The organism is Paraglaciecola sp. 25GB23A, from assembly GCF_040012495.1.
Taxonomy (GTDB): domain Bacteria; phylum Pseudomonadota; class Gammaproteobacteria; order Enterobacterales; family Alteromonadaceae; genus Paraglaciecola.
This window is the reverse complement of record NZ_JBDYKM010000017.1, coordinates 36,160-48,348: the sequence shown is the minus strand read 5'-3', so window position 1 is coordinate 48,348 and position 12,189 is coordinate 36,160. Positions and strand designations below refer to the sequence as shown.

Annotated in this window: 13 protein-coding genes; 12 read left to right on the top strand and 1 reads right to left on the bottom strand. The window is 39.9% G+C overall.

Annotated elements, in window-relative coordinates:
- Positions 1–4: 4 nt before the first annotated feature.
- The 12 genes from ABKW31_RS17340 (at position 5) to ABKW31_RS17285 (ending at position 9,034) form a co-directional block, all read left to right on the top strand.
- Positions 5–865 (top strand): ParB/RepB/Spo0J family partition protein, encoded by an 861-nt coding sequence (locus tag ABKW31_RS17340; RefSeq protein WP_348617833.1) that lies wholly within the window; start codon positions 5–7, stop codon positions 863–865.
- Between the two features lie 162 nt (positions 866–1,027).
- Entirely contained in the window at positions 1,028–1,417 is a 390-nt protein-coding gene (locus tag ABKW31_RS17335) for an ATP synthase subunit I (protein WP_348617831.1), read from the top strand.
- Between the two features lie 65 nt (positions 1,418–1,482).
- Positions 1,483–2,283 carry a F0F1 ATP synthase subunit A gene (gene atpB / locus ABKW31_RS17330; protein ID WP_348617877.1) on the top strand — a complete coding sequence of 267 codons (801 nt, stop codon included), beginning with the start codon at positions 1,483–1,485 and terminating at the stop codon, positions 2,281–2,283.
- Between the two features lie 123 nt (positions 2,284–2,406).
- Positions 2,407–2,646: a F0F1 ATP synthase subunit C gene (atpE, locus tag ABKW31_RS17325; RefSeq protein ID WP_007634685.1), complete on the top strand. Its 240-nt coding sequence runs from the start codon at positions 2,407–2,409 to the stop codon at positions 2,644–2,646.
- A 43-nt stretch (positions 2,647–2,689) separates the two neighbouring features.
- Positions 2,690–3,160 (top strand): F0F1 ATP synthase subunit B, encoded by a 471-nt coding sequence (gene atpF, locus ABKW31_RS17320; protein ID WP_348617830.1) that lies wholly within the window; start codon positions 2,690–2,692, stop codon positions 3,158–3,160.
- A gap of 13 nt (positions 3,161–3,173) precedes the next feature.
- Complete coding sequence (atpH, locus tag ABKW31_RS17315; protein ID WP_348617829.1) at positions 3,174–3,707, top strand: F0F1 ATP synthase subunit delta; 534 nt, start codon at positions 3,174–3,176, stop codon at positions 3,705–3,707.
- A 14-nt stretch (positions 3,708–3,721) separates the two neighbouring features.
- A complete protein-coding gene (atpA, locus tag ABKW31_RS17310) occupies positions 3,722–5,263 on the top strand; it encodes a F0F1 ATP synthase subunit alpha (RefSeq protein ID WP_348617828.1) in 1,542 nt (513 codons plus the stop codon).
- Between the two features lie 61 nt (positions 5,264–5,324).
- The gene (gene atpG / locus ABKW31_RS17305) at positions 5,325–6,185 is read left to right on the top strand and encodes a F0F1 ATP synthase subunit gamma (protein WP_348617827.1); all 861 of its coding nucleotides are present in this window, start codon (positions 5,325–5,327) and stop codon (positions 6,183–6,185) included.
- A gap of 31 nt (positions 6,186–6,216) precedes the next feature.
- Positions 6,217–7,602: a F0F1 ATP synthase subunit beta gene (gene atpD / locus ABKW31_RS17300; protein WP_348617826.1), complete on the top strand. Its 1,386-nt coding sequence runs from the start codon at positions 6,217–6,219 to the stop codon at positions 7,600–7,602.
- Between the two features lie 47 nt (positions 7,603–7,649).
- The gene (locus tag ABKW31_RS17295) at positions 7,650–8,063 is read left to right on the top strand and encodes a F0F1 ATP synthase subunit epsilon (protein WP_348617876.1); all 414 of its coding nucleotides are present in this window, start codon (positions 7,650–7,652) and stop codon (positions 8,061–8,063) included.
- A gap of 210 nt (positions 8,064–8,273) precedes the next feature.
- On the top strand, positions 8,274–8,633 hold the full coding sequence (locus tag ABKW31_RS17290) for a hypothetical protein (protein WP_348617825.1): 360 nt from the start codon (positions 8,274–8,276) through the stop codon (positions 8,631–8,633).
- Between the two features lie 62 nt (positions 8,634–8,695).
- Positions 8,696–9,034: a DUF5329 family protein gene (locus ABKW31_RS17285; protein ID WP_348617824.1), complete on the top strand. Its 339-nt coding sequence runs from the start codon at positions 8,696–8,698 to the stop codon at positions 9,032–9,034.
- Positions 9,035–9,091: 57 nt separating this feature from the next.
- On the opposite strand, the gene ABKW31_RS17280 is transcribed toward ABKW31_RS17285, so the two are convergent.
- Positions 9,092–12,157: a response regulator gene (locus ABKW31_RS17280; protein WP_348617823.1), complete on the bottom strand. Its 3,066-nt coding sequence runs from the start codon at positions 12,155–12,157 to the stop codon at positions 9,092–9,094.
- Positions 12,158–12,189: the final 32 nt, after the last annotated feature.

The following is a 12,189-nucleotide window of genomic DNA, read 5'->3' as shown; positions in this document are numbered from 1 at the left end:
ATCTATGTCGGTTAAAAAACGAGGGTTAGGTCGAGGCCTTGATGCACTGTTAGCAACCAGTCAATCTGCCCACAATGACTTACCTGAATTAGAAGGTGAATTGCGTAAAATACCAGTGGAGTTTTTGCAGCCTGGTAAATATCAGCCACGTAAAGATATGTCATCCGATGCTTTAGAAGATTTAGCCGCTTCTATTCGTGCACAAGGTATTATTCAACCTATCGTAGTACGTCAAATAAGTGAGCAAAAATATGAAATTATTGCTGGCGAGCGTCGGTGGCGGGCATCACAAATAGCACGGCTGGATGTTATCCCTTGTTTGGTCAAAGATGTGCCAGACGAAGCTGCCGTTGCTATTGCATTAATTGAGAATATTCAACGTGAAGATCTCAATGCTATGGAAGAAGCCCAAGCTTTAGACCGCTTAATGGTTGAATTTGATTTAACCCATCAAGAGGTCGCTACTGCGGTAGGTAAATCACGAACCACTGTAACTAATCTTTTGCGTTTAAATAATTTAAACGAAGATGTAAAAATATTATTAGAACATGGTGACATAGAGATGGGACACGCTCGTGCCTTGTTGTCTCTGCAGGGTGAACAACAAAATGAAGCAGCTCAAATCGTTTCTGGTAAAGGCTTAACCGTAAGGGATACGGAAAATTTAGTAAGACGTCTTTTAGAACCAGCAAAACCCAAAGAACAGACTAAACCTGATCCCGATGTCCAACGTTTACAAACTACATTATCTGAAAATCTCGGTGCTCCAGTCAGCATCGCTCACAATGCAAAAGGGAAAGGCAAATTAGTCATTAATTTTTCGAGTTTGGATCAATTAGATGGTATTTTGACTCATATAAAGTAAATAAATTATTTTCCTTAAGTTTGTCTTAAGTTAAATGATATTGAAAGTTGATTAGTAACTATACAATCACTCTAACAAAACAGGTATATGTGTTGTAAATTATTACTATTAAAGTATACTTTTCGCGCCTTTTGTTTAAGTTTAGTGGTTAAGAGGGATCAAATGGCAGCGAATTTGGTCCAAGAAGGGCAAAAAATTGCTAGAAAAGTACTTATTTACCAAAGTATTTTAGCCGCAGTTATCGCCCTCCTTTTTACCTTAATGATAGGGGGAAATAGCGGCATATCAGCAACTTATGGTGGAATGATAGCTATAGTCTCGCATTTCATATTTGCTCACTTCACCTTTAAACATGCCGGTGCTAGGCAAAACAACCTTGTAGTGCGGAGTTTTAACAAAGGTAATAAGATTAAGTTTATCTTAACAGTAGTACTTTTTGCATTAGCTTATCGGTGGCCATTTCTTAATATTATGGCATTGATGGTTACTTACATTGCAGTACTTATAGGGCAATGGCCCATAATGATTTTAGTTAGTCGCGTTCAGAAGTAATATTAAAAGTAGATTGCTAACGAGACTAAAATACCAGTTTTTAACTTTAAATTGTGGAACAAAAAATGGCAGATACAGGTGGCGAGCAAAGCGTCAGCGCTTATATCCAGCACCATTTAACCAACGCGTCTGTAGGTGAGGGTTTTTGGACTATTCACGTAGATACGTTAGCTTGGTCAATAGTGTTGGGTTTAGTGTTTATACTAAGTTTTCGATCGGCAGCAAAGAAAGCAACAGCAGGGGTGCCTGGAAAATGGCAAGCCTGTGTTGAAATAGTTGTCGAATTTGTAGATAACACTGTTAAAGGGAACTATCACGGCACTAGCCCTTTGATAGCACCTTTAGCGTTAACTATATTTGTGTGGGTGTTATTGATGAATTTTATGGACTTAATTCCAATCGATCTCATTCCTTACATTGCACAAAATATAGGGATCTTAATGGGTGTTGATCCACAAGATGTTTATATCAAATCTGTACCAACCACAGATACTAGCATGACCTTTGCCTTATCAATTGGCGTGTTTATGTTAATGATATTTTATTCGATTAAAATTAAAGGCTTTGGCGGCTTTTTGAAGGAATTATATGCTCATCCATTTAATACGCCTTGGCTATATTGGTTTAACTTCATCCTAGAAGTCGTCGCACTGGTTGCAAAGCCTTTATCTTTGGCCTTACGTCTTTTCGGAAACTTATACGCTGGTGAACTTATCTTTATTTTGATTGCGGCTACCATGGGATTTTGGCAATTGCCAGTTCATTTTATATGGGCTGCGTTCCACTTATTAGTTATTCCATTACAGGCCTTCATATTTATGATGCTGACCATCGTGTACTTGAGTATGGCGAGCGAAAAGCACTAATTACGACGAGAGATAGCAAACCTTTGCGGATAAGCATAGGTTTGTGACTTTTAGGACAATTTTTACACGTTTTATTTTTTTAACTTTAACTTTAACTTTAACTTTAATACAAGGTGAAAATCTATGGAAAACTTAGGTGACTTATACATCGCAGTTGCAATTATTATTGGTATGGCCGCTGTAGGTACAGCTATCGGCTTTGGTATGTTGGGGGGTAAATTCTTAGAATCTGCTGCTCGTCAACCTGAACTATCAAACCAACTACAAACTAAAATGTTTATTGTTGCGGGTCTTATCGATGCTATCGCGATGATCGGTGTGGCAATCGCTCTTTACATGTTGTTCGTTCTTGGTGCTCAATAGTAGTTATCAAATCCCTTTAACGAACTATTAAGGAGGGTCGGCCGTGTTACCAAATGCCACTCTAATTGGTAATTTAATAGCATTTATTGTGTTCGTGGTGTTCTGCATGAAATATGTATGGCCTCCGATCATAGGCGCTATTGAAGATCGCCAAAAGAAAATAGCTGATGGCTTAGCTGCATCTGAAAAGGGCGAAAAATCCCTTGAGACCGCACAAGCAAAAGTCAATATACAGCTTAATGAAGCCAAAGCTCAAGCAGCGGCTATTATCGACCAGGCTAAAAAGCGTGGGTCACAAATTGTTGACGAAGAAACTCAACGTGGTCATTCCGAACGTGAAAAAATAATTGCGCAAGGATACTCTGAGGTCGAAGCAGAACGTAATCGTGTTAAAGAAGATTTGCGTAAGCAAGTTGCTTCTCTGGCGATTGCCGGAGCTGAAAAAATCTTGGGCCGTGAAATTGATGCTGCAGCACAAAGTGACATAGTTGAAAAACTTGTCGCTGAACTGTAAGGGGTAGAGAGCCATGTCTGAATTGACGTCTATAGCTCGCCCTTACGCCCAAGCTGCGTTCGATTTTGCGGTTGAGAGTAAAACCATCGCTGAATGGCAAGATATGTTGTTTTTTGCTGCGCAAGTAACAGAAAATGAAACAGTTAAGACATTATTAACTGGATCGATGTCAGCAGACAAACTTGCCGAAATATTCAATAGCGTATGTGGTGAACAATTCGACCAACATGGTCAAAACTTCATAAAAGTTTTGGCTGAAAATAGACGATTACAGGCATTGCCTGATATTTCAGCGTTGTTTTGTCAGCTCCAAGCTGATTTTAATAAAGAGATTGATGTTGATATTACATCGGCCACTAAACTTAATAAGAAACAACAAACTGAATTAACTGGCTCGCTAGAGAAACGTCTTGCAAGAAAAGTTAAGCTGAGTTGTAGCGTGGATCCTACATTGATTGCCGGGGCCGTTATAAGGGCCGGTGATACAGTTATTGATGGTTCATTCCGTAGTAAATTAAACCGTCTGTCAGACGCGTTACAAGCATAGCGGGGAAAAAGAGCATGCAACTGAATTCCACTGAAATTGCAGAACTGATTAAACAACGAATTGATCAGTTTCAAGTAGTAAGTGAAGCTCGTAATGAAGGTACCATTGTTGGTGTAACCGACGGTATCATTCGTATTCATGGCCTTGCAGATGTTATGCAAGGGGAAATGATCGAGCTTCCAGGTAATCGTTACGCTATCGCATTAAACCTAGAGCGAGATTCTGTAGGTGCGGTAGTTATGGGTCCGTATGCGGATCTTCAAGAAGGTACTAAAGTTAAATCTTCTGGCCGTATTCTTGAAGTTCCAGTAGGCCGTGGTTTATTAGGCCGAGTGGTTAACACTTTAGGTGCACCTATCGATGGTAAAGGCGCGATTGAAGCAGATGGCTATGAGGCAGTTGAAAAAATCGCACCTGGCGTTATTGAGCGTCAATCGGTAGACCAACCAATTCAAACAGGTTATAAATCTGTTGATTCCATGATCCCAGTCGGTCGTGGACAACGTGAGTTGGTTATCGGTGACCGTCAAACAGGTAAAACTGCTTTAGCAATTGATGCCATCATTAACCAAAAAGATTCTGGTGTTAAATGTATTTACGTCGCAATCGGTCAAAAGGCCTCTACTATTGCTAACGTAGTGCGTAAATTAGAAGAACACGGTGCCTTGGCTCATACCATTGTTGTCGCTGCCTCAGCTTCTGAATCGGCTGCTTTACAATATCTAGCTCCATATTCTGGTTGTACCATGGGTGAATATTTCCGTGATCGCGGTGAAGATGCACTAATTGTATATGATGATTTGTCTAAGCAGGCTGTTGCTTATCGTCAAATTTCATTGCTGTTACGTCGTCCTCCAGGTCGTGAAGCTTACCCTGGTGACGTTTTCTACTTGCACTCACGTTTATTAGAGCGTGCCGCTCGTGTTAACGAAAAATACGTAGAGCGTTACACTAATGGTGAAGTAACAGGTAAAACAGGTTCATTGACCGCCTTACCTATTATTGAAACTCAAGCAGGTGACGTATCAGCTTTCGTACCTACCAACGTAATTTCGATTACTGATGGTCAGATTTTCTTAGAAACTGACTTATTTAACTCAGGTATTCGCCCTGCTGTTAATGCCGGTATATCAGTATCACGTGTTGGTGGTGCAGCTCAAACTAAAATCATTAAAAAACTGGGCGGCGGTATTCGTTTAGCCTTGGCTCAGTACCGTGAATTGGCTGCTTTCTCGCAATTTGCTTCTGACCTTGATGACGCTACTCGTGCTCAATTAGAACACGGTGAGCGAGTAATGGAATTAATGAAACAAAACCAATATTCACCACTATCAGTCGGTGATATGGGCGTTTCATTGTTCGCTGTTGAAAAAGGGTATCTGAAAGACATCGAACTAGTAAAAATACTAGATTTCGAGGCTGCTTTACACTTTTATATGAACAGTGAACATGCTGAGCTAATGGGAACTCTTAATAAAACTGGTAATTTCAATGCTGATATTGAAGCCACATTAAGTGAAGCTTTAACTAAGTTTAAAGCAACACAAACGTGGTAATCAATTGTTGCTACTGTGCCTGGCACAGAAGCAACTCAGTTGAATAATCGGAGATAGAACTATGGCCAGCGGTAAAGAGATAAAAGGTAAGATCGGCAGTATTAAAAATACGCAGAAGATCACCAGCGCTATGGAAATGGTTGCCGCTTCTAAAATGAAAAAGGCGCAAGACCGGATGGCTTTAAGCCGTCCATACGCTGCAGGTATTCGCAGTGTAATTGGTCACTTAGCCAATGCAAACCTTGAATATCGCCATCCCTATTTGGAAGAACGTGAAGTCAAAAGGGTGGGTTATATCGTCATTTCGACTGACCGTGGATTATGTGGTGGTTTAAACACCAACGAATTCAAATTAGTTATAAAAGATGCAAAGAAATGGCGTGATCAAGGTGCACAGGTGGATTTTGCGGCACTAGGCTCCAAGGCTTGTGCATTCTTTAACCGATTCGGTGGTAGCGTTGTTGCCGCAGAATCAGGAATTGGAGATGCACCTACGGTCAAAGATATTATTGGCTTAGTGCGCATTATGTTGTCGGCATTTAACGAAGGTAAAATCGATCGCTTGTATTTGGTGTTTAACAAATTTGTTAACACCATGACCCAAGCACCTAAGATTGAGCAGTTGTTGCCTTTGCCTAAATCAGATGAAAAAGCATTACAACATCGTTGGGACTATATTTACGAACCTGATGCAAAACCTATATTAGATAGGCTATTAGTTCGTTTCGTAGAATCCCAAGTATATCAAGGCGTAGTTGAAAACTCTGCGTCTGAGCAAGCTGCTCGTATGGTTGCTATGAAAGCGGCAACTGATAACGCGGGTGACATTATTGAAGACTTGCAACTGATATACAACAAAGCACGTCAAGCGGCAATTACACAAGAAATCAGTGAAATTGTAGCCGGCGCGGCAGCGGTGTAGGCAAAGGTTTAAGAATTTAAGAGGAATTAACATGAGTCAAGGTAAGGTCGTCCAAATCATTGGCGCCGTTGTGGATATCGAGTTTCCACAGGATTCGGTTCCAAAAATATATGACGCGTTGCGCATCACTGAAGGTGATTTGCAGGGTTTGACCCTAGAAGTACAACAACAACTAGGTGGTGGCGTTGTCAGAACAATCGCCATGGGTACTACTGACGGTTTACGTCGTGGACTTGCGGTCATGAATACAGGTGAATCAATTCAGGTTCCAGTGGGTAAAGCAACATTGGGCCGCATCATGGATGTATTGGGTAACCCAATTGATGAAGCGGGTCCTATTGGTGAAGAAGAGCGCATGTCTATCCACCGTGCAGCACCAACATATGAAGAGCAATCTAACTCAACTGAACTACTTGAGACAGGCATCAAAGTTATCGACTTGGTATGTCCGTTTGCTAAAGGTGGTAAGGTTGGTTTATTCGGGGGTGCTGGTGTAGGTAAGACCGTTAACATGATGGAACTTATCCGTAACATCGCTATCGAGCACAGTGGTTATTCTGTTTTCGCTGGTGTAGGTGAGCGTACTCGTGAAGGTAACGATTTTTATCATGAAATGAACGAATCTAATGTACTTGATAAAGTATCGTTGGTTTACGGTCAAATGAATGAGCCTCCCGGTAACCGTTTGCGCGTTGCATTAACCGGCTTAACCATGGCGGAAAAATTCCGTGATGAAGGCCGTGATGTACTGTTCTTTGTGGATAACATTTATCGTTATACCTTAGCTGGTACAGAAGTATCAGCTCTGCTAGGGCGTATGCCTTCTGCAGTAGGTTATCAACCAACGCTTGCTGAAGAAATGGGTGTATTACAAGAACGTATCGCATCAACCAAAACAGGTTCTATCACTTCAGTACAAGCGGTATATGTACCTGCAGATGACTTAACAGATCCATCACCTGCCACGACCTTTGCTCACTTAGATGCAACGGTTGTATTGTCACGTGATATCGCCTCTTTAGGTATTTACCCAGCGGTTGATCCACTTGCCTCTACCTCACGCCAACTTGATCCTTTGGTTATTGGTAAAGAGCACTATGATACTACTCGTGGAGTGCAATCGGTTTTACAGCGCTATAAAGAGTTAAAAGACATCATCGCCATTTTGGGAATGGACGAGCTTTCTGAAGAAGATAGATTATCGGTATCGCGGGCGCGTAAAATTCAGCGTTTCTTATCGCAACCTTTCTTCGTAGCAGAAGTGTTTACCGGTTCACCTGGTAAATATGTTTCTTTGAAAGATACTATCAGCGGCTTTAAGGGCATTTTGGAAGGTTCTTACGATCATCTGCCTGAACAAGCTTTTTATATGGTTGGGTCAATCGAAGAAGCCACTGAGAAAGCCAAAAAAATATAAAGCGTATCTTTGATACGTTTTAATTTAACCCAGATTAGGAGGTTATGGTGGTGATGACAGTGCAATTAGACGTGGTAAGTGCAGAAGACAGCATATTTTCTGGCCTAGTGGAATCTATTCAAGTGACGGGTAGCGAGGGTGAGTTAGGTGTTATTTCTGGCCATGCGCCTTTATTAACTGCCTTGAAACCTGGTATGGTTCGTTTAGTTAAGCAGTTTGGTGTAGAAGAAACGATATACATCGCTGGTGGTGTACTTGAAGTTCAACCCGGACATATAACCGTATTAGCTGATACAGCAATACGTGCTGAAGACTTGGATGAACAAGCTGCCATTGAAGCTAAAAGACGCGCGGAAGAGCATATTGCTAATCCTAGCGCCGACTTTAATTATGCAGAAGCCGCCGTTGAGCTGGCAGAAGCAATCGCGCAGTTAAGGTTAATTCAAAAACTACGCAAGTAATTAAAACAACTGAGCTTATTCATACAATAATGTTTCATGTGAAACCCGGCATCAGCCGGGTTTTTTATTGCACCTAAATCAATTCCAATTTAGTCTAGTAGCCAACAATAAGTTAGTCGTTTAATTAAGCAAAAGATTTTAAGTCTATCTTTTTAAGATGAACTAAAGTCTCAACTTATAAAATCACTTTCAAGTAAAAGCAGGGAAAACATGATTGGCACTAACGTTATCAGAGCGTTCACCTTGAAAAATTTGAGCGTATTCATCTTCAGTTTTTTACTTTTTGCATGCAGTAAAATTGATCAACAAACCGCAGAAAAAATTGAATACTGGGATAAACAAGCCGAAATAATGACCTTAATTGGACCAGACAAATCGAGTGTTTTCGAATGGGTTTATGCAATAGATAAAAATGCCGTATATAAAGGTGAAAGTTTGCACGCGATACTTGAGACTTTGCACACTACTGCAACACCCAAGCGGTGCATTAAATTAACGATTAAATTTGACGAGCGGGAACGAGTTCGTGAACATATTGTCTTCTTAGATGAGAAATGTGCTATTGATTAGACAAGGTTAATAACTATCAATAAAGCACAGTTTAGACTTAGACTCTTGAGGAGTAAGGCGACGTGATAAAAATACTCTGTTCAATCGTTTTACTGTTTTCTATTAGTAGTCACGCTAACACTATTGAAATTAATCACCTTATTGAATTTGTATCGTTAACTTCATGTTCCTATGAGCGAAATGGCGACCTTCATACCGGCCCAGAAGCGGCGAAACATATTCAAAAGAAATACCAATATTACAAGGATGATATTAACTCAACTGAAGATTTCATTAAATATGCGGCGACCAAAAGCAGTATATCAGGTGATGCTTATAGAATCATTTGCCCGAACCAAGAAATACTTGATAGCAAAACTTGGTTAACCAAAGAGCTTATGGAATTTCGCAGTAAACACTAACAAAAGTTAATTTGAAAGTGAGCCTCCCTCCCCTTTGCATACGAGCGTATAAGCTGACTATTCTGCGCTAAAACGATGAGCACTTATTTGATTTGATAGTTCTAATAGTTGAGCATTTAGTTGTTTGAAGTGTTCATTAATCAGTTCCGGCTCAAGCTCGTTTTTCTGTATTTTGGATTCTAACTGAGTAACAACATCTAGCGAATTTGCCAAAGCACAATGTAACAAGTGGGCTTTAAAATCAGTTAATTTGACTAAGGCCAAAGTCGTTGTTTCATTAGCAAGGGCGTTCTGTATCTCTAATAAATCCTTATCCGATTGCTTTATAAACTCTGCTAAAGAGCTGAGAAGGTGCTGAATGCTATTATTGTGGTTAGCTATACCTTGAGGAACATCAACCCCGGGGATGTTGATACATAAACGGGTTAACTCCAATATTATGGGGAGCTCAAAACCTACAGCTATTTCATCATCTTGTTGAGCGAAAAACTCAAGATCTGTAAATTTAGCCTCCAAAATATCAAAGCCAAAAGCCCCTGCAGAACCTCTTATTCTATGAGCCAAATTTTGTAAGGCAAACATATCCTTGTTTTGCCATGCAGCCTCTATTTTTGTTAATTGGAGACTCAAATCTTGTTGATAGTCCCGTGACAAGACTAGTATATCTTCCCTTTGAGAAGGCCTGTGTGCCAGCCCAGAATTGGCTAAATAACTACTTAAGGTGGCAACTACTTTTTGTCGTGAGATTGGTTTAGCTAAATGACCATTGAACCCAATTCGCAAATAATGTTGGATTTCATGGTTCATACTATTGGCTGTTAAGGCGATGACTGGCGTATTGTTACCGGCGGCCCTTATTCGCTTCAATGCATGCACGCCGTCCATTTTTGGCATATGAATATCTAACAATATTAAATCAAATTTCTGATAAAAAAGTGTTTCAAGAACCTGCTCACCATTTTCCACCTCAACCACGGCAATATTCATGCGCTTTAGTAATATGCTAATCAATTCTCGGTTGTTAGCGTGATCATCTGCAAGGAGTATTTTGCTACCAGAAAAATCAGGTAATTTGGTGTTTTCACTTCCGAATTTAGGTATAGCTAGCCAAATTTCGCCAACCGAATTAATCCAAGATGTATTTTTGACATCTCGTAATTTAAAGCTAAAACTAAAGTTTGTTCCCTTGCGAGGCGTGCTTTTGACCTTTATTTCGCCATCTAAGCCATGAGCAAGGCGTTGTGAAATACTTAAGCCTAGACCGGTACCGCCTTTACGTCTGTTTATCGAGTTATCAGCTTGTGAGAAGGGCTCAAATAGCTTTGGCAGATGCGCTGCTGTAATTCCCTCACCTGAATCACTTACCATAATCGTCAAAACATCGCCGTCAGTTTTGACCGACAAGCCAACAAAACCGTGTTCAGTAAATTTTATGGCATTATTGGTTAAATTAAATAAAATCTGTTTTAATCGAGTTGGGTCGGTCAAAATCTCTGCTGGCAGTGGGAACTGATAATCGATATGAAAAGCCAAACCCTTATCACGAGCTCGCTTAGCAACTACTGATTCTATTTGTGCCAAAATTGCAAATAATGGCGTTGGGATAAATTCGAAATCAAGTTTATTAGCCTCAATTTTGCTCAAATCTAAGATATCATTTATGACGTTCAATAAATGATTACCATTTTCGCCTATGATATTGATGACTCTGTCTTGTTCAGTTTTACCAATATCTCCTAACAAAATCCCATCAGCGTAACCAATAATAGACGTCAATGGTGTTCTTATCTCATGACTCATTGAAGCAAGAAACCTTCCTTTTGCTAAATTCGCTTCAGTTAATTCACTATTACTTTGTGCTAACTCTTGATTAAGCTTGATAAGCTCATTGGTGCGTAGATTAACAGTCTTTTCTAAATCAAGAGTTAATGCGGTGTTTTTAATTCTTACCTCTTGTACTTTAACTGCGATAGCAAAGGCAAGCAGTAACGTTTCTATACTGTTACCCATCAAGCCAAAAAGATAGATATTTAGATTATAGGCAGGAAGCAAACCAAGATTGATAAAATTACCGCAAATATTAGGCAGTAATACTGCCAACAAGGCTAGAGTAAAATAACGGGCTGTCGCTGAGCCTTCACGCCAAGCTCTTACTCCTGCAAACAAGCCGATTAATAAAACTAAAGAGGTCGAAATCGATGCCAAATACAAACCAGCCGCCGGCTGATATGCCGCGTAAGGAACTGATATTAAGGATAGTATGGCAACCGTTTTCAATAAAGTCGCTAATTTAGCTTGGCGTTCAGACAGCTTTAATAATTGAATAAAAAAGAATGCGTAAAAAAAGGCGCCCAGTATAAAACTAGACATAAGAAAGGGTGCCGAAGAACCCATTCCGACAAACTCTACTAAACCAAAAATACTCGCCCATCCAATCGCAAAACACAGGGTTGCTGCAGCATAGTTAAGATATTGATATTTTTTTACAGTACAGAATATAAATACATTATAAATAGCTAAGGCCAAACAAATACCCAAGCAAAGTACTGTGATGATATTTTCTATATTAAATTGTTGAATCGTACTATCTAGTGGCTGTAGTTGGATTTTGATTGGCGCAAAAAAGAACTGACTAGTAAACTTCATGACAATGGTTTTACTGTCGCCTTTTTCTATGTGTACAGCTGCGCCGTAATGTAAATCATGTTGATTAGTTTGATTTAAGCCACTTGTGAAGACATTGCTGTCGAAATTCGTCCGATTCGAGTCGTAAATAGCGATATTAATGTTTTCAACCACTGAACCAAAAGGATAAACAAACCAGGCTGTCTGAGTGGTATCGTTGGTTACCTCGAACACAGTCAAAAACTCGTCTCCAAAGCCAGAGATATCACCATGAGGCTTGAGCTCTTTCAGCCAATTTTGTAATTGTATTTGCGAGGATGGTCTAATGAGAATTTTATCAATATCACCACTAAAATAAGTAATGTGTTGGCTTATATCTTGTTGCTTAATTTCGGACAAATTGAATTTTGGGATCGAATGATTAGCTGCCTCACAAACCTGCATAAAGGAAGCTATCGCAATAAATATAAACGCGTTAGTAAATCGACTAAAATTCAAAAATACACCAACATCAGTTTAACTATAGTAAA